This is a genomic window from Alkalispirochaeta americana (genome assembly GCF_900156105.1).
Taxonomy (GTDB): Bacteria; Spirochaetota; Spirochaetia; order DSM-27196; family Alkalispirochaetaceae; genus Alkalispirochaeta; species Alkalispirochaeta americana.
This window is the reverse complement of record NZ_FTMS01000012.1, coordinates 112,913-130,660: the sequence shown is the minus strand read 5'-3', so window position 1 is coordinate 130,660 and position 17,748 is coordinate 112,913. Positions and strand designations below refer to the sequence as shown.

The 17,748-nt window shown below is 54.6% G+C and carries 14 protein-coding genes; 8 read left to right on the top strand and 6 right to left on the bottom strand.

All coding sequences use genetic code 11. The annotated features are described in order from the left end of the window. Window positions 1–112: 112 nt before the first annotated feature. Complete coding sequence (gene chvE / locus BW950_RS10205; RefSeq protein WP_076489196.1) at window positions 113–1,186, bottom strand: multiple monosaccharide ABC transporter substrate-binding protein; 1,074 nt, start codon at window positions 1,184–1,186, stop codon at window positions 113–115. A 127-nt stretch (window positions 1,187–1,313) separates the two neighbouring features. Here chvE and BW950_RS10200 point away from each other — a divergent pair, with 127 nt between their 5' ends. Both BW950_RS10200 and BW950_RS10195 read left to right on the top strand, forming a co-directional pair. After that, window positions 1,314–2,108, top strand: a complete 795-nt coding sequence (locus BW950_RS10200) for a DeoR/GlpR family DNA-binding transcription regulator (protein ID WP_076489195.1) — start codon at window positions 1,314–1,316, stop codon at window positions 2,106–2,108. Beyond that, entirely contained in the window at window positions 2,105–3,655 is a 1,551-nt protein-coding gene (locus BW950_RS10195; protein WP_076489194.1) for a sugar ABC transporter ATP-binding protein, read from the top strand. Before BW950_RS10200 ends, BW950_RS10195 begins: the two co-directional genes overlap by 4 nt. On the opposite strand, the gene araD is transcribed toward BW950_RS10195, so the two are convergent. Beyond that, window positions 3,564–4,265, bottom strand: a complete 702-nt coding sequence (gene araD / locus BW950_RS10190) for an L-ribulose-5-phosphate 4-epimerase AraD (RefSeq protein ID WP_076489193.1) — start codon at window positions 4,263–4,265, stop codon at window positions 3,564–3,566. The two genes, BW950_RS10195 and araD, sit on opposite strands and share 92 nt — an antisense overlap. An 11-nt stretch (window positions 4,266–4,276) precedes the next feature. Then, a complete protein-coding gene (locus tag BW950_RS10185) occupies window positions 4,277–5,977 on the bottom strand; it encodes a ribulokinase (RefSeq protein WP_076489192.1) in 1,701 nt (566 codons plus the stop codon). Between the two features lie 215 nt (window positions 5,978–6,192). On the opposite strand from BW950_RS10185, the gene BW950_RS10180 reads away from it, so the two are divergent. Then, the gene (locus BW950_RS10180) at window positions 6,193–7,236 is read left to right on the top strand and encodes a substrate-binding domain-containing protein (protein ID WP_159438779.1); all 1,044 of its coding nucleotides are present in this window, start codon (window positions 6,193–6,195) and stop codon (window positions 7,234–7,236) included. Further along, the gene (gene araA / locus BW950_RS10175) at window positions 7,233–8,759 is read left to right on the top strand and encodes an L-arabinose isomerase (protein ID WP_076489190.1); all 1,527 of its coding nucleotides are present in this window, start codon (window positions 7,233–7,235) and stop codon (window positions 8,757–8,759) included. The genes BW950_RS10180 and araA overlap by 4 nt, the downstream gene beginning before the upstream one ends. 33 nt (window positions 8,760–8,792) lie before the next feature. Here araA and typA read toward each other — a convergent pair whose 3' ends face one another. Then, window positions 8,793–10,610, bottom strand: coding sequence for a translational GTPase TypA (typA, locus tag BW950_RS10170; protein WP_076489189.1), 1,818 nt, complete (start codon window positions 10,608–10,610; stop codon window positions 8,793–8,795). Window positions 10,611–10,797: 187 nt separating this feature from the next. Here typA and BW950_RS10165 point away from each other — a divergent pair, with 187 nt between their 5' ends. The 3 genes from BW950_RS10165 (at window position 10,798) to BW950_RS10155 (ending at window position 13,620) form a co-directional block, all read left to right on the top strand. Continuing rightward, entirely contained in the window at window positions 10,798–11,547 is a 750-nt protein-coding gene (locus tag BW950_RS10165; RefSeq protein WP_143559203.1) for a hypothetical protein, read from the top strand. Next, entirely contained in the window at window positions 11,544–12,380 is an 837-nt protein-coding gene (locus BW950_RS10160; RefSeq protein WP_076489187.1) for a MerR family transcriptional regulator, read from the top strand. Before BW950_RS10165 ends, BW950_RS10160 begins: the two co-directional genes overlap by 4 nt. 154 nt (window positions 12,381–12,534) lie before the next feature. Next, window positions 12,535–13,620: an NAD(P)H-dependent amine dehydrogenase family protein gene (locus tag BW950_RS10155; RefSeq protein ID WP_076489216.1), complete on the top strand. Its 1,086-nt coding sequence runs from the start codon at window positions 12,535–12,537 to the stop codon at window positions 13,618–13,620. Window positions 13,621–13,707: 87 nt separating this feature from the next. Here the strand turns inward: BW950_RS10155 and BW950_RS10150 are convergent, their stop codons facing one another. Beyond that, window positions 13,708–15,798, bottom strand: a complete 2,091-nt coding sequence (locus BW950_RS10150) for a methyl-accepting chemotaxis protein (protein ID WP_076489186.1) — start codon at window positions 15,796–15,798, stop codon at window positions 13,708–13,710. 183 nt (window positions 15,799–15,981) lie between these two features. Here BW950_RS10150 and BW950_RS10145 point away from each other — a divergent pair, with 183 nt between their 5' ends. Next, entirely contained in the window at window positions 15,982–16,836 is an 855-nt protein-coding gene (locus tag BW950_RS10145) for a substrate-binding periplasmic protein (protein ID WP_143559202.1), read from the top strand. Here the strand turns inward: BW950_RS10145 and BW950_RS10140 are convergent. Next, window positions 16,823–17,731, bottom strand: a complete 909-nt coding sequence (locus tag BW950_RS10140; RefSeq protein ID WP_076489185.1) for an EamA family transporter — start codon at window positions 17,729–17,731, stop codon at window positions 16,823–16,825. The two genes, BW950_RS10145 and BW950_RS10140, sit on opposite strands and share 14 nt — an antisense overlap. Window positions 17,732–17,748 lie beyond the last annotated feature (17 nt).

The window sequence follows — 17,748 nt, the reverse complement described above, 5'->3', positions numbered from 1 at the left end:
ACTTTTGGAAAGCCCCCTCCAGATAGAGGGAGCTTTTTCTTTCTAAATTTCCTGTTTCCCGGAAATGGATCGGGAAGCCTCTTCAGACCTCTCCCGAAAATCTTCCACGGGTTTAGTTCAGAACCTGTTCCCGTGTGTAATAGCCTGAGCCGACGAGTACTTCTTCCCAATTGCTTGCATCAACGGAGACGGGATGCTCGAGATAGGAAGGAACAACAATAACCCCGTTATCATAGGTAGTGGTATCGTTGACCTCTGCAGTGGTTCCTTGCAACACAGAATCCACCATATCAGCTGCACGTCGTGCGAGCACTCGCGTATCTTTGAAAATAGTAGACGTCTGCTCCCCGGCAAGAATAGATTTGATTGAAGGAAGTTCCGCATCCTGCCCGGTGACAACAGGCATCGGTCGCGAACCAGATCCATAGCCGACCCCTTTCAGGGAAGAAAGAACACCGATCGAAATACCATCGTAAGGGGAGAGAATGGCGTCTACCCGAGCATCGGTATAGTGAGCGGCCAGGATGTTATCCATCCGGATCTGCGCCGTCGCTCCATCCCAGCGGAGTGTGGCTACACGGTTGAACGCTGTCTGACCACTTCGAACAACAAGCTGTCCGTTGTCGATGTACGGCTGGATCTGGTCCATAGCTCCGTTATAGAAAAACGTCGCGTTATTGTCATCGGGACTTCCGGCAAAGATCTCAATGTTGAAGGGGCCTGCACCAGACTCAAGATCAAGAGAATCCACGATATACTGTCCCTGAAGAACCCCCACAAGATAGTTGTCGAACGTGGCGTAATAGCTCACGTGAGGGCTATTCCTGATGAGGCGATCGTAGGCAATAACAGGAATGTCGTTATCGGCAGCAAGATCCAGAACGTTTGTCAGAGCCTCGCCGTCAATACTTGCAATTACCAGAACATCGGCTCCACGGGTCACCATGTTCTCAAGTTGAGCAACCTGTGCATCAATGCTGTCCTCTGCATACTGAAGATCAACCCGGTACCCCCGATCCTGGAGAATATCCCGCATATTTCTTCCATCCTCTATCCACCGCTGGGAAGATTGCGTAGGCATGGCAATACCTACCAGAGGAGTCTCCTCCTTACTGCCCCCCGCAAAAAGACTCGCCCCGGAACAAAAAATCAGAAATGAAACAAAAAAAACACCAAACTTCTTCATGAATCCGCTCCTTTTGGAATTTCGAAACTTAACAATCACATTTTTGATTGTTTGCTTTCGTTTCTGATCATCAGGTTACCACCGGTTCCCGCTACGGTCAAGAAAAAAAATCTGGTATAATGTTTGCATGTTTGCACTGGAACGGTTGCGCATCATCAAAGAGTATCTCATAAACCACCGACAGGCAGAGGTCGGCACCCTCAGCAATCTCCTGTCCGTATCGGAGGTAACAATCCGCCGAGATCTCGTGAAGCTGGAAGACGAAGGGTTTCTCACACGGACACACGGAGGGGCAATGCTTGCAGATTCACAGGTAATTCAGGAACCTTCTCTGATTACCTCCGATTCTGCCCACATCAGCAGAGACACCTACCCGGAACTCGCGATTATGAGCCTTCGCCTTATCCTCGATAATGCTGTGGTATTTCTTGCAGATGGCCCCATTAACTTCAAAATAGCTGAAGGATTAAAAGCACGATCGGGCGTCACTGTTCTCACCAATGACCTGGTGATTGCCTCGCTTGTGGCCCGGCAAAAATCGAACAGGGCAGTTCTTCTGGGAGGAGACCTGAACGAGCAGGGAGACGCAGTGTACGGAGCAGTCGCACAGGAGAACCTGCTTCGCTACCACGTGGACATATTATTCTTTGAGGTCGATGCCGTGAATCATCAACTTCAACTTACTGTGACAAGCGAACAACGAGCCAATCTGATCATGGCTGCTGCAAAATCGGCCGACAAGTCGGTCTTAGTCTGTCCAGCAAACCGCTTTGGTCGAGGGGCCTTTTTCAGATTCGCTTCAATCCATTTAGCAGAAGCAATTGTAACAGATCCTTCCCTTCCCGATACCGAAAAAAACCGGTTGTTCTCGGAAAACATCACTGTCTTCACCGCTATCAATGCTTTCGAGGGAAGTCTATGATACCGCTCCTGGAAGTCAGAAATCTTACCAGACGTTACAGTGGCGGGTTTCTCATCTCCAGGGTAAACATGACCGTTTTGCCAGGGGAGGTTCATGCGGTTGTTGGCGAGAACGGGTCTGGCAAGTCAGCCCTGATGAAACTACTCTCCGGATTTGAACATGCTGATGCAGGACAAATTCTTTTCGAAGGCAGGGAGCTGACCACATCTTCTATCGGGGCTGCTCGGCGTGCCGGAATCGTCTACCAGCACCAGGATTTGCAACTATTTGAAAATCTCTCTGTGGCAGAAAATATTTTTTTCGCTACTGGAACAGGACGCTACTCACACCTCCAAACACTGATCAAGTGTCAGGATCTTTTCTCGCAAACAGGAATCTCCCTGGATCCCTCACTTCTCCTGGGAACGTTAGGATACGCCGAGAAGCAACTCGTTGCAGTAGCCAAAACCCTGGCTACGCCGGCAAAACTCTTCATCTTCGACGAACCCACCTCAGCCATGTCGGAAGCAGAACGTTCTGTAGTCTTTTCCATCATCGCCAGACTTCGGCAAAAAAAAGCCGGAATCATCTATATTTCACACCGGCTCGATGATATCCAGAGAATCTCTGACCGGGTTACCGTGATTCACGGGGGACGACGTGTCGCAACCAGTGCGGCCCAGCACGTTGATAAGAGCTCCCTGATTCATCTGATGACAGGTGAAAACCCGCGCCGTCGTTACCCTCGAACACCAGGGAAAGCGGGAAAAACCATCCTGACAGTAAAAGATCTGAAGAGTTCACCCGTCCTTTCCAGCGTTTCCTTTTCTCTTGGTCAGGGCGAAATTCTTGGAATAACCGGACTCATGGGATCAGGACGAACCCGACTCGCTCACTGCCTGGCCGGGGAGCATCCTCTGGAGGGGGGGCATATCTTTTTATCGGGAAAAGAGGAGATTATCCGGGACCCCGCGAAAGCATTGTCGCTCGGGATAGCTCTGGTTCCGGAAAACCGCATCGAGGAAGCCCTTTTTCCGTATCACTCCTTGTCGGTCAATATGTCCATTTCGAGTCTCAACCGCTTCAGGACGCTCCATGGGATTGATCAAAACACCCTGCTTGATCGGATATCGAGCTATACCCGACGCTTTTCGATCCGTCCTGGCGACCCCTCCGATGCTGTAAAGCTCTATTCGGGGGGGAACCAGCAAAAAATCATCCTGGCCAGGGCCTTCATGAACCGCCCGAAAATTTTTCTTCTCGATGAACCAACCCGAGGAATTGATGTGGCTGCAAAGGTAGACATGTATAACGCCATTGATGATCTCGTCTCAAAAGGAGCTTCCCTGATTCTGTTCAGCTCGGAAATCGACGAGATCCTTGGAATGGCCGACCGGACTCTGGTCCTTTCACAGGGGCGAATAGCCGGCGAGCTTTCCCGGGAAGAGTCTACCCGGGAAAAAATACTCGACCTCGCTATTGCTGACCATAATATGCCCCAGGCCCGTGCTTCCGGAGAAAGTGCTTCTCCGTCAGACAGGCCGGGGCAGGAAGAATATCGGGGTTAACCAACCGGGATTCACAGGCCATTCGGGCGACGGCCTCCAGAACGATGGCATTTTCCACCGCCGATCTCCCGTCCCGCCCCCAGGCGAACGGCCCATGGCTGGCAACCAGCACCCCGGGGACCGCGAGCGGATCCAGACTCCGCTTTTCGAAGGTCTCCACAATGAGGGCCCCCGTATTTTTTTCGTAGGCCCCCTCCACTTCACAATCCGTCATATCTCTGGTCACCGGGATGGGAAAGCGAAAGTGATCGGCGTGGGTTGTCCCCAAAAGGGGAATGTCTCGCCTGGCCTGGGCAAAGGCAACCGCATAATTACTGTGCGTATGAACGATCCCTCCAATTTGACGAAATCGGCGATACAGTTCTGCGTGGGTAGGGGTATCCGAGGAGGGGCGAAGCTCCCCCTCCACCACCTCACCCGACTCGATACTCACCACCACCATCATGTCAGCCTTGAGATCCCGGTACGAAACTCCGCTTGGTTTTATTGCGAACACCTCTTCCCCGGGGTCACGCACACTGGCGTTGCCCCAGGTCAGGAGCACGAGACCGGCATCCACAATCTGAACATTGGCGGCGTATGCTTGGGTTTTAATCTTCTCATACTTCATGAAGTGATCGCTTACCTCTTTTCTGCAACCCGGCCTTTTGAAGCCCGCCGTATATCCAGCAGTTCTTTCATTACGTGGAAGAGATCTTTTTTGCCCTGCTTCGTGCCAAAAGCATCGTGGATATCACAATACAACCGGTATAAGTGTTCATACACCTCGGCATTCTCGCGAATCGGCTCGAAAACCCGCTCCATCGTTCCCGTCATCTCCTCCATGGCGGTAAAAAAATCGTCATACCCTCCTCTGCTGGAGCCCGCAGCAACCGAGGCAGCGATGGCTGATCCCAGAGCTGGGGTCTGGACACTGCGAGACACTTTCATTGGCCGATTAAGCACATCGGCATAGACCTGCATGACCAAGGTATTTTTGACTGAGATTCCTCCACAATTCACAACTTCTTCGATTTTTTGGCCGTACTGCTCAATTTGCTCGACGATCCTTCGTGCCCCGTATGCTGTGGCTTCCACAAGAGAACGATAGATTTCGGCAGGAGAACTCTGCAACGTCAGACCGACAATTGATCCAGTGAGCCCCTGATCAACAAGAACTGTCCGGTTTCCGTTATGCCAGTCCAGGGCCAGAAGACCACTCTCACCGGGAAAGAGTCTTTCGGCATCCTCGGTAAGTGACTCGTGGGTTCCTCGTTCCGGTCCACCCGGAGAGATTCGCTCGACAAACCAGTTGAAGATATCTCCAACAGCGCTCTGACCCGCTTCGATTCCTGCATAGCCAGGAATAACCGACCCGGGAACTATACCGCAAATCCCGGGAATATCAGGAACGTGACCATCATCACGGGCTATCATGATATCGCAGGTGGAAGTCCCGACAATTTTAACAAGACTTCCCTCTTTTATTCCCGATCCCACCGCTCCCAGATGCGCGTCAAAGGCCCCTACTGCGATAGGAGTTCCTTCGGGAATCCCCGTTTTCCGGGCCCATTCCTTGCTCAGCTTTCCCGCCAAGGCGTCGGCTGTCCAAGCCTTTCCAGGAAGGGTTTTCCTGATCTCTACGAGAGCCGGATGAAGCAATGCAAGAAATTCCTGGTCCGGATACCCTCCCCAATCTTTGTGAAAGAGTCCCTTGTGTCCAGCCGCACAGATGGATCGCTTTACCGCATCCGGATCAGTTATCCCTGCAAGCTGCGCAGGAATCCAGTCGGCTATCTCCATCCATGTGTAGGCCTTAGCAAGGGATCCAGAATTATCCCGATAGGCGCGCCAAATTTTTGCCCAGAACCATTCCGAAGAATAAATTCCTCCTGTTTTCTCCAGAAATCTAGGTCGATTGGAGCGGGACTTTTCCGTTATCTCCTGAGCTTCCTCCATTGAAGTGTGATCTTTCCAAAGCCACGCCATTACTGTGGGATCATCCCCATGGCCCGGAAGGTCTGTCAGGGGAGAAAGATCTCTTTGGACCGGCATGGGAGTACTGCCTGTGGTATCAACACCAATGCCAATGATATCCACCGGGTCGATTCCGTGCTTCTCCACAGCAGAACAGACAACCCCTTTGAGGGTATGCTCTGCCCCTTCCAAGTAATCCTGGGGATGCTGGCGAGCCACATTGGGATCGCTTTTATCCAGGATGATCCCCTGGTCTCCGTGAGCATAGCCCCATACTTTCGTGGCAAGCTCCGCGCCATCGGAAAGCTGAACCAACACCGCCCTCACCGAATTGGTCCCGTAATCAAGACCTACTGTGTACTTCATGAAACCTCCTCCATAAACAAATAGCAAGAATAACTATGCGTTAACGATAACGCATGGCTGAGTGGTTGTAAAGAAATATATTGACATTATCATGATACAAACAGAAAATAGCACATGATGACGTTAACGATAACGCAAAGGAGGCACTAAAAAGAATGAAAAAACCCTGGAGCGATCACAAACCGCCGCCCTCTCAAGGAAAGAGAAAACCTACAATGAAAGATGTCGCCCAGGCTGCAGACGTTTCTATTGGGACGGTTGACCGTGTTTTGCACAAGCGTGGAAGAGTAGCCCCCGAGACAACTCGCCGTGTCATTGAATCTGCACAACGTTTGGGATTCTCCCCCAACCGCGCGGCAAGCAATCTGTCCAAAGCTACACCGCGAGTCTTTATTGGTCTACTTCCTTTTCCAAATCAAGACAGCGGATACTGGCAGTGGATCATACGGGGCATCCAGAAGGCCGCCGCTGAACTTGCCCATCATTATGTCGAAGTTGAGTTCATCTATTATGATAGATTCAGCAATGATTCATTTCTGACTGCCACAGCAGGGCTCGTCCACCAGGATTCCAGCGGCATCATTATGGCCCCAACCATAGAGGATGCTTCCCGGAAACTTGTGGAAGAACTACAACCCTGTCCTGTGGTTCTGATTGACGGGACTTTGCCAGGAGCCTCAGTGCTCTCCACAATCTCTGCCGATAGTCTTGAAAGCGGTTACATCGCAGGAAAATTACTGGATATTCTCTGTCAGGAGAAACGCTTTCTCACTATTACCCCCGGCATGAGTTCTCATCACCTCCAGCTACGTCGTCAGGGATTCGAAAACTACTTCAGCGGGGGCTCTCCGGGCAATAAAACCCGAAAGGCGCGCCTCGATCATTTGAGTCTGGCCTCTGATGACCAATGGAAGCTTTTACCCCGCTGGCTTGACGAACGAAGAGACATGGAGGGAATCTTTGTAACAAACTCGGCCTCCCACAAGATTGTAAGTCTCCTTCCCCAAGGATACACCCCCCGGATAATCGGGTACGATCTGATCCCCGGAAATGTGAAATGTCTCATTGATGGTTCTATCGATTTTATCATGAACCAGCACCCTGAAAACCAGGGCTATAAAGCGTTCTACGCGCTTTATCGATCCACCATACTTAATGAGTCGATTCCAAGAACTGATCGAATCCCTATCGATCTCATGATGCGGGAAAATCTTCCCTTTCACCCCGAGTATTCCATCACAACAGGAGAAACCCCATGAAAGCGACAAAGCAACTATCCGAATTGTACAGAACAAAAGAAATATGGATGTTCTGCGGTAGCCAACACCTGTACGGCCCTGGCCCCCTCAAGGAAGTCCATGAAAATGCCAAAAAAATTGCTCAAGAACTTGATCAAAGCCTCCATATACCCGTGCGGATAACCTTCAGGACAGTCCTCACTACGGCTGATGAGATTGTCTCCAATCTGGCTCGTGCTTCAGAAGACGAATCCTGTGTTGGGGTAATTCTCTGGATGCACACTTTTTCGCCGGCCAAGATGTGGATTCGCGGGCTCAAGAAACTTTCAAAGCCCCTTCTTCATTTCCATACACAGTTCAATCGGGATATCCCTTGGGATTCTATCGACATGGACTACATGAACTTGCACCAGTCGGCTCATGGCGGACGTGAGTTTGGGTTCATTGCATCCCGGCTGGGATTGCACAGAAAGGTGGTGACCGGCCACTGGAGCGACAGCAGAGTACAGGAAAAGATCGGCATCTGGAGCCGGGCGGCCACAGCATGGGCCGATCAGCAGGGAGCCCGCATTGCCCGTTTCGGTGATAACATGCGTAATGTAGCTGTAACCGAGGGAAACAAAGTCGAGGCGGAGATTCAACTGGGATACTCCGTGAATGGATACGGCTTGTCAGAATTCGTTGATCATCTTGAGGCTGTTCCGGAGGGAGATATCGATCTTCTTCTACACCAATACGAGCAGGACTACAGTCTCGCCCCTGGGCTTCAGGCGGGGGGAAAATGCCGGCAGTCTCTGCGATACGCAGCTCGTCAGGAATTGGGCCTCCGATCCTTTCTTGAGGCAGGGAATTTCTGTGGTTTCACCGATACCTTTGAGAATCTGGCAGGGCTTGATCAGCTGCCCGGCCTTGCTGTACAGCGACTCATGGCCGATGGATACGGGTTCGGCGCTGAGGGAGACTGGAAAGTTGCAGCACTTGTCCGCGCCATGAAGGTGATGGGCGACGGGTTGCCAGGCGGCACCTCCTTCATGGAAGATTACACCTACCATTTTGAACCAGGCCGAGAACGAGTGCTCGGCTCTCACATGCTGGAGATATGCCCTTCGATTGCCACAGGAAAACCCCTGTTGAAAATCAGCCCCTTGGGCATTGGAGGAAAAGCTGATCCCGTCCGGCTCGTTTTTGATACAGCCGAAGGACCCGCCCTGAACGCATCCCTTGTTGATCTTGGAAACCGTCTCCGGCTCATAGTAAATAATGTTGATTCGACCCAACCCGATGAGGATCTCCCGAAGCTTCCTGTTGCACGAACACTCTGGATTCCCCGGCCGGATTTGACCACAGCAGCAACAGCCTGGATTTATGCCGGAGGAAGTCATCATACCGGGTTCAGCCAGTCTGTAACTGCCGAGATGCTGGAAGACTACGCCGAGATAGCCGGAATCGAGTGTGTCCTGATCAACGAACACACCGAGATCCGGCCCTTCCGCGAGCAACTGCGCTGGAACGAGTTGTACTGGCGGCTAAACCGATCCTTCTGATTCGTTATCCTGTCGATGCCCCGGTGCTGGCCCTCACCGAGCCCGTTTTCTCTCGGTGGCGGCCAGTGTCATTTTCCGCATTCGCAACGATGCAGGAGTAACCTCCACGATCTCGTCATCACGAATGAAGTTCAACGCCATCTCCAGGGTCATCACACGATGGGGCGTGAGAACGACGTTGTCATCGCGCCCCGAAGCCCGGACGTTGGAAAGCTTCTTTGTCTTGCAGGGGTTCACATCCAGATCGTTGTCCCGGTTGTGTTCGCCTACAACCATTCCCTCGTAGACGGGGTCTCCTGCACCGACGAACATCTGCCCCCGGGGCTCCAGATTAAACAGCGCGTAGGGAACAGCGCTCCCCGCCCGGTCCGAAATGAGTGAACCCGTGGCTCGTGAGGGGAAATCGCCCCGGTAAGACTCGTACCCTTCCAGATAGGCGTTCATGATGCCCGTACCCCGGGTATCGGTGAGCAGCTCGTCGCGGAATCCGATCAAGCCCCGGCTGGGGATCGAGAACTCCAGGCGGGTTCGCCCCCGGGAGTGGTTCACCAGGTTCACCATTCGACCCTTCCGGAGACTGATCTTCTCGGTGACGATTCCCACGTACTCATCGGCACAATCGATAAAGAGGCGCTCCACGGGCTCTTCTTTCTTTCCATCGCGGGTCCGCAAGATCACCTGGGGTCGCCCCACGCAGAGCTCGAATCCTTCGCGCCGCATCTGTTCAATGAGGATCGCCATCTGGAACTCACCCCGGCCTTTCACCAGAAAGCCTTCCCCTCCCTCGGAGGGTTCCACCACGAGCGAGACGTTCCGAAGGGTCTCCTTCTTGAGTCGCTCGCCAATCCGCGTGGATTGAACAAAGCGCCCCTCTTTTCCTGCCAGGGGGCCACTGTTCCGCATGAAGAGCATCGCCACCGTGGGCTCGTCGACGGTGATTCTTTTCATCGCCTTGGGAGCCGCGGCGGTGCAGATCGTGTCTCCTATGTGAACGTCTTCTATTCCCGCCAGGATGACCACATCTCCCGGCTGAATATGATCGGCATCGACAATGGATATTCCCTGATACACCTGGAGTTTGCTCACTCGCAAGGGTGTGCTCTGCCCTTTGTCGTCCAGACGAACCAGAGACTCCGAGGCTTTCAGGCTCTGGTTATAGATCCGGCCGATGGCCAGGCGCCCCAGATAATCGGAATATCCCAGATCGGATACAAGCATCTGGAAGGGTTTGTCTTCCCGGACAATCGGCCCGGGAATCTCCGATAGTACCGCATCAAGCAGCGGGTCCAGGCTCGTGCCGCGCTCTTCCAGATCGGGCTGGGCGATTCCGTCCCGGGCAACCGCATAGAGCAGAGGAAAATCGTACTGTTCTTCGGTTGCATCGAGATCGATAAAGAGGTCCGATATCTCGGAGAGCACCGCCAGGGGGCGTGCATCGCCCCGGTCGATTTTATTGATCACCACGATGACCGGCATGCCAGCTTCCAGGGTTTTGTTCAGGACAAACCGGGTCTGGGGAAGCGGGCCTTCGGCAGCGTCTACCAGCAGGATTGCTCCGTCCACCATGGAGAGAGCCCGCTCCACCTCACCGCCAAAATCGGCGTGGCCCGGGGTGTCAATAATGTTTATCTTGACACCCTTCCAGGTAACGGCGCAGTTCTTGGCTGCGATGGTGATGCCCCGCTCGCGCTCAAGATCCATCCGGTCCATAAGCCGCTCTTCAAGGACCTGGCCCTCACGGAAGATTCCCGCCCGCTGGAACATGGCGTCCACCAGGGTTGTCTTTCCGTGGTCGACGTGGGCGATAATCGCCACATTGCGGATCGTCTCGTTTCTTGTATGACTACTCATTATTCTCTCTTATAAACACGCTCTTATAAACACCAGATCCACGGTCTGCGTCAATGCGCAGGTTCTGCCAGGAGATTTCTTGCAGGGCCATTTCTGACGATAATAATTGATTATCCTCGGTCCTGTCAGATACAATGGCACAGCCGATGCGGAGCGATTCCCTCGGGAAAAGAACAGGGGAGGTGCCATGGAAATCATGATCGAATACGGCGCGGTGCGAACGGTGCTCTACGGAACAATCAGCTGCCAGTGCCCCGTAACGGCCGAGACAGACCAGGCCCTTTTTGCTGCCCTGGGAGCGGTGCCAAGGGAACACCGCCAGGAGGATCACCGTATTCCCCTGAAACCCTTCCTGGAGGCTGCCGCGAAAAACCCCGTCAAAACACCGCTCCAGCTCTTTGTGGAGTTTGCCTCCTTCTCCCGGGACGATCCCCGGCAGTTCACCATCACCCGCAAGGATGCCCTGCGCTATTTTTCCTGTCGCTACCATTTCGACCGGATGCTTCAGGGCCTGAGACCTCTTGAGGTCCATCATGTTCCCTCTTTTCTGGTAAGCCACATGATGCTTCCTGTCACTCTGGCAGATAGCGCGAGTCAGCCTGAAGGGAACTCCCCGGCAGAAGGGAGCGAACAACCAGGGGCAACGGTTCTCTACCGACACGATCAGGATACAGTCACGTTCAGGTCGGTTTTTGTTCCTCCCTCGATCAAAATTGCTCCCGGGCGATTCTACGGCTTTCACTTCGGGATGGTTCTGACCGAGCTTTCCCCGGAGCAGGCAGAGCTTGTGAAGCTTCATCTGGCCCAAATCCCGGAACTGGACACCCTTGCAAAGCAGCTCTCTCTGGTAGACTTTTCATCGTTTCCCGGTTCAGCGAACCACTTCCGCCAAATCAGCCGACGATGGAACCTGGTAGAGCCCCGTGGGACGCCATGAATCTGCTTCGCGTGGGCGACATGGCCCGAATCAACAGTATTTCCGCCCAGACCCTTCGATACTACGAAAAAATAGGCCTGCTCAAACCCGAGCGGATCGATCCCGCCAACGGGTACCGCTACTACAGCATAAAACAATCGGCCCGGCTGGACATGATTCAACACATGAAATCGCTGGGGATGAACCTCACCGAAATCCAGGAACAGCTCAAGAGAGAGGACCCCGCAGTTATCCAGGATCTACTGGAGCGCCAGCGCCAGAACCTGAGCCGTCAAATCCAGCAACTCCAGACCACGGAAAAAGCAGTTCTGCGAGAGATGGAAAATTTTCGGCGGTACCGTTCAGGCCCCAGGGACGGCACAATTATCCTGGAGTATCTGCCGGAACGGACTATCTACCGCTACGACGGCGGAATAAACATCTACGATTACGGCATTGAAACCTACGAGTACATTCTCCGGGAACTCAAGAGCCACATTTTGCTGAAGAAGCTGCCCCTGGTATATTTTTGCAACGTCGGATCGATCCTTCGCAAAGGGCGGCTGGAAAAGCGGGAGTTCGTCTCGACGGAGATATTCCTTTTTGTGGATACTCCCTTTCCCGAAACGCAACGACTCGAGACAATTTCCGCAGGGACTTTTCTCTGCATCTACTGCGACAGTTTTCACAAGGAACGGGCCTACGCCGAGAAGCTCCTCCGGGCTCTGGAGGAACAGAAGGGCCGGATCGCAGGGGACTACCTCTGCGAAGTAGTGGCTGAATTGCCGGTCTTTGAGCAAAACGAACGCCAGATGTTTATCAAGCTTCAAATCCCGGTGGAACTCCAGGGGTGAGCAGCCCGGGGTCTTTTCTATAATTTTTTCGCGAAATCCTTGACCTTATTCCTGGAACAACCTTTATCATTCTCCTGAAGCACGGAAAACCCGTGTCGGATCACGTTTGTGAGAAATGTTTGTGAAGAATTTTTGTGAGGAAGGAGAAAAAACGATGAAAGACAAGATACGAGTTGCGCAGTACGGATGCGGGAAAATGTCGATCTATACCATGAGGTACGTCCAGGAAAAGGGTGGCCAGCTTGTGGCAGCCTTTGACATGAATCCCCACGTAATTGGCAAGGATATCTCCGAAATTACCGGTACAGCCACCACGGCTCCCGAAGGTGTTGTGGTCCAGGACGCATCCCGGGCGGAGGAAGAGCTCAAGAGGATCAAGCCTGATGTATGCCTCATCACTACCATGAGTCTCCTCCGCGACGTTGAGGAGGCCCTGATGATCTGCGCCCGGAACGGGATCAACGCAATCACCATCTGCGAAGAGGCGATCTACCCCTGGAACTCTGATCCGGAGATGACCAGGAAAATAGACGAGCTGGCCAGAGAAACAGGGTGCACCATCTGCGGCACGGGGTATCAGGATGTATTCTGGGGAAACCTGATCACTACTTTGGCAGGAGCGACGCATCGGATCACGAAGATAAAAGGTAAATCCAGTTATAATGTTGAGGATTACGGAATTGCTCTCGCCAAGGGACACGGAGCAGGTCTCACCCTGGAAGAGTTCGAGAGCGAAATAGCCAGGGCCGATAACATTTCCGACGAGGAACGGCAAAAACTTGTCGATCAGGGAACGTTCCTCCCCTCCTATATGTGGAACGTCAACGGCTGGCTTTGCTCTCAGCTGGGACTCACCGTAACCAGGCAGACACAAACCTGTGTTCCCCAGACCTGCCAGGAAGATCTTAGCTCGTCGACCCTGGGGATGACCGTTCCCGCAGGAAAGGCCACGGGGATGTCAGCCCTGGTGGTAACAGAAACAGAAGAGGGGATCACCATCGAATCGGAATGCATCGGCAAGGTCTACGCTCCCGACGAGTGCGACCGGAACGAATGGACGATTCAGGGCGAACCCGAAACCCAGGTAGTAATTACCCGTCCCTCCACGGTGGAACTAACCTGCGCAACCATGGTGAACAGGATTCCCGATGTGATGAACGCCCCGGCAGGGTATGTGACCACCGAGAAGATGCCCCGCACCCTCTATCGGCAGGGTAGCCTGGAGAGCTATCTGATCTGATCCTGGCCAGGCGCTTTCCTCGGTGCCGCCGCTCCCCCCGGGAGTGGCGGCACACCGTTCCATAGGGCACTGTCTATGGGCTGAGAGCTACACCGTAAAGCGTCCGATGGTATCTTCCATCTGGTCGATCGCCTCCTTGTTTTGGGCCGAGAGCCGGGCGACCTCTTCCGAGGCCCGATTTATCTCGGCGGCACCGGCAGACATCTCGTCCATGGCCAGGGATATCTCGCGGGACATGGTGGCCAACTCCTGGGAAGAGCCAAGAACCAGGGCGTTCCCCTCGGTCATCTCCGATGCTCCCGACTGGACTTCGGAGGTGACATCGTTGATATCGCGAAGGGCTTCCAGAATCTGTTTCGATCCCTGCTCCTGCTCCTTCATGGCCTGATCAATCTCCCGGACCAGCACTTCCGTATCCCGAATACCACCAACAATATCGTGGAACGACGCTCCCGATTCCTGGGACGCTTCCAGAACCTCCGCGATCAACCCCCGAATCTTGCCCAGCTCCATTCCGATCGTTTGCGACTGCTTCGCCGAAGTCTCGGCAAGCTTCCGGATCTCTCCGGCCACCACAGAAAAGCCCCGTCCTGCGTCGCCGGCGTGGGCGGCCTCAATCGCGGCGTTCATGGCGAGGAGGTTTGTCTGGGCTGCTATGTTGGAGATCATCTCGTTGGCCGAGAGAAGAAGCTCGGACTGGCTGGAAATGAGGCCAGCCTTCTCCTCCACGGCGCTCTGCTTCTCCTGCCCCGCCTCGAGGGTCTTCACAAGAGAGAGAAAGCGTTGGGACATTTTCTCCACCGAGGTACTCACGGAAGAGATATTTCCCACCATCTCCTCGATCGATGCCGAGGCCTGGGTCACTCCCGCAGCCTGGGTGGCGATCATTCTGTCCAGGGATTCGATGTTCTTGGCCATCTCTTCCACGGCGCTCACTGAATTATCGACTCCGGCAAGCTGCTTCTCCGTCTGGCGGCGCACGCTGTCGATATTTGCCAGAATCTCCGCAGTTGCGCCGGCCGATTCCTGGGCCGTGGCCGCCACGTTCTGCCCCACCGAGGCCAATGTTTGCTGGGCTCCTTTAAGTTGCACCATGATAGTGCGCAGCTTGCCCACGAAGGTATTGAAATCCTGCACAAGCCTTCCGATTTCGTCGTTCCTGGCCAGGTCAATCTTCCGCGTCAGATCGGCCTCACCCTGGGCGATCTCCCTGATCGCCGCCCCGGCAGTATCGAGGGGGCGAAGAGCCGTTCTCAGGGCAAAGTAGACGGGAAGAACGGCACCCGCAAAGAATATCATTCCCAGAATGATCAGAATCCTGCGAAGCCTGATGATCGACCTGAGAGCCTCGGCACGCTCGACGGTGACTACCATGTGCCAGTTGCTGTTCTCTATGGGCGCATAGGCCGCTGCAAGAGCACGCCCGCCCTGCTGGTAGCGGCCCACCCCAACCTCGCCCGAGAGAACTCCCTCCTCAAGAAACCTCGCAAAGGACTCGTCTCCCGGTGTCTCCCGGGCGTCTTCCAGGAGGTTCCGCTGGGCAATGACCTGATCAATGTCAATGTGGGCGGTCAGGACCGCTGAATCGTTCACGACAAAGGCCTGGCCGGTTTCACCGTACCTGAAGTCGCTCACAATATCGTTCAGCGACGACTGGCCGATCACCCCGTAGAGGACACCCGACACTGCACCCTCACGAAAAACAGGAACAGCCACAACAATTCCGGCATCGCCCGTGGCCCGGCTTATGAGAACATCCGATATGTTTGACCGCCCCCCCTGGGCGATCTGAAAGAACTCCCGCGGGGCCACGTTTACACTGGTGCGCTCCCGGTTGAAACTCACGGCATCACCAGAGGAGTCGGCCAGGGCCAGCCGCTCGTAGCCGTGACGGTCCAGATCTTCCTGAATCGCAGAGATCTTTTCCTCCCAGGGGGTATCGTCGTCGATGATTCGCCGGGCTGCAAGCGATTCCAGAGCCAGAATCGAGTTACCCATTCGCTCCCGGGTCAGCTTTTCAGCCTCCGTAACAGCTGTCCGAAGGCCCCGGGCAACCTCCTCCTCCAGGATCCGTTGCGCCTGGTTCATTGCCAGGCCGATCAGGAGGGCAAAGGCGAAAACCAGAATGCCTCCGATGGAGGCTGCGACCTTGAACTTTATCGACATCTTTACTGACATGGGCTTACCTCTCTTTTGTTACCTTCCTTTTTAAGAGTACGAGCCGGCCCCTGATTTTTCAAATCGACGGTACCAAGTCACCGAAGGGTTTCCTCCAGGACAGGCCGAGTTTCAAAAGAACCCGGAGCACCTGGATTACCCGGAATAGTTGATGGGAGAAAAAAAAGGAGGTACTTTAGAAGGGTGAAAGACAGAATTGGAAGGAGATTCCCCCGGAGCCCCCTGTTGCTCTTGTTTCTCCTCCTGCCCCCAATCCTGGTGGTTTCTCTACCCCGGGATATTCACCTTACTATCGCCTACGAGAACAAGGAGCAACCTCCCTACTACATGGGAAACACCGAGGAGGTCCTGCCCCGGTTTCCCGGAATCGCCGTTGAGATGGTTCAGGCTCTGGAAGAGGAAATCCCCCGTCTGAGGATAACCCTGGTGAGGGTGCCCTGGAGCAGAAACCTGGCCGGCCTGGGCAACAACTCCTACGATGGAATCTTCAACGCCAGCTACCGGAAAGACCGGTTGCACCTGGGTTGGTACCCTACTACCGACGGGAGACACCAGGGTCCCCCGGACCCGGATCGGCGCATTACCACCCTGCGCTACTCCCTGTACCGGCGAAGAGACTCGTCGCTTCGATGGGACGGAGAGGGCCTTCGGGGAACCCCTTCGGCCCTGAATGCGCTGGGAGCCCCCCTGGGGTACTCGATCGTCCAGGACATGGAGCAACGGGGGATTACGGTGCGGGAGGTGCCCGGCACAACCAACGCTCTGGAAATGATCCTTCTGAGCCGCCTGGAGGGCGCCGTGTTACAGGATGTGACCGCCGATGCCCTTCTGGCAGCAGAGCCCGAGCGGTTTCGCCTCATCGTAAAGGAGGAGATTCCTCTTGAGGAAAAAGACTATTTCCTGATGCTCTCACACCGGTTTGTCCAGGCCCATCCCGGACTGGCCCAACAGATATGGGATACCCTGGGGGAGATCCGCCGAACCCGCAGCGAGGAACTCCATGCACGCTATCTCCCGGCTCGGGCTACCCCAGACTGACAAGAACCAGCCCTGCAATGATGAGCACCGTACCCACCAGGCGTGGCGGCGTCAGACGCTCGTGCAGAAGAACAACCCCCATGAGCGTTCCCAGGGGCAGACTCACCTGGCGAAAGGCTACCACATAGGAGACGTTGCGGGCAAACCCGTAGGCCACCAGGACCAGACCGTAGGCAATCACAATGGCTGCTCCGGCCAAAAACGCTGACCCTCCCCAAAGCGCACCGAGAGACCGGGCGAAGCGGCGAGGCCCCTGCCTGATGGTTCCCAGCACGGCCAGAACACCGGCTGTGACAGCCGATTGAAAGGCCGCATAGACGAGGGGCGCCTGAAAATGCACCAGATCACCCGAGAGGGCTCCCCTGTAGGCGCTCAGGGCTCGATCATCGATCAGGGAATACCCCGTTGTGCCCAGACCGGCCAGAAAGGCGTACAAAATCCATCTTCCCCAAAGATGTTCCGGCGAAAAACGGTCCAGGCGATCCTGGGGAAGCACCAGCAACCCCAGAGTTACCACAACCATCCCTCCCAGGGCGATTCTGCCGGGAGGAGCGCCGTTTCCCAGGAGCAGGGAAAAAAGGGGGACCATGAGAACGGGAAACGCCCTGGCCACCGGATAGGCCACAGAGAGATCCCCCCGCCGATAGGCCCCTGCAAGCCCGCCGAAATAGAGGCCCTGAAATATTCCTGTAGGAAGAAGGTACCACCAGACCACCGAAGGGATCTGGACCACCGCAGGCCACCAGAAACACACCAGAGGAAGGAGCAGCAGCGCACCGGTTGCACTGGCCATGCAGAAATAGGCTCCGTTGGCGCTGTCCCTCTTTCCCAGAAGATTCCACCCGGCGTGGACCAGTGCCGATACCAGCACCAGAAAAATCGCAGTTACCGACATAGAAGAACCTGTTCCAC

Excerpts from the sequence above, each read along its gene's own strand:
- typA (WP_076489189.1), bottom strand. The coding sequence starts at position 10,610 with ATGAGTAGTCATACAAGAAACGAGACGATCCGCAATGTGGCGATTATC.
- BW950_RS10140 (WP_076489185.1), bottom strand. The coding sequence starts at position 17,731 with ATGTCGGTAACTGCGATTTTTCTGGTGCTGGTATCGGCACTGGTCCAC.
- BW950_RS10200 (WP_076489195.1), top strand. The coding sequence starts at position 1,314 with ATGTTTGCACTGGAACGGTTGCGCATCATCAAAGAGTATCTCATAAAC.
- chvE (WP_076489196.1), bottom strand. The coding sequence starts at position 1,186 with ATGAAGAAGTTTGGTGTTTTTTTTGTTTCATTTCTGATTTTTTGTTCC.
- BW950_RS10180 (WP_159438779.1), top strand. The coding sequence starts at position 6,193 with ATGAAAGATGTCGCCCAGGCTGCAGACGTTTCTATTGGGACGGTTGAC.
- araD (WP_076489193.1), bottom strand. The coding sequence starts at position 4,265 with ATGAAGTATGAGAAGATTAAAACCCAAGCATACGCCGCCAATGTTCAG.
- BW950_RS10165 (WP_143559203.1), top strand. The coding sequence starts at position 10,798 with ATGGAAATCATGATCGAATACGGCGCGGTGCGAACGGTGCTCTACGGA.
- BW950_RS10185 (WP_076489192.1), bottom strand. The coding sequence starts at position 5,977 with ATGAAGTACACAGTAGGTCTTGATTACGGGACCAATTCGGTGAGGGCG.
- araA (WP_076489190.1), top strand. The coding sequence starts at position 7,233 with ATGAAAGCGACAAAGCAACTATCCGAATTGTACAGAACAAAAGAAATA.
- BW950_RS10155 (WP_076489216.1), top strand. The coding sequence starts at position 12,535 with ATGAAAGACAAGATACGAGTTGCGCAGTACGGATGCGGGAAAATGTCG.
- BW950_RS10195 (WP_076489194.1), top strand. The coding sequence starts at position 2,105 with ATGATACCGCTCCTGGAAGTCAGAAATCTTACCAGACGTTACAGTGGC.
- BW950_RS10150 (WP_076489186.1), bottom strand. The coding sequence starts at position 15,798 with ATGTCAGTAAAGATGTCGATAAAGTTCAAGGTCGCAGCCTCCATCGGA.
- BW950_RS10160 (WP_076489187.1), top strand. The coding sequence starts at position 11,544 with ATGAATCTGCTTCGCGTGGGCGACATGGCCCGAATCAACAGTATTTCC.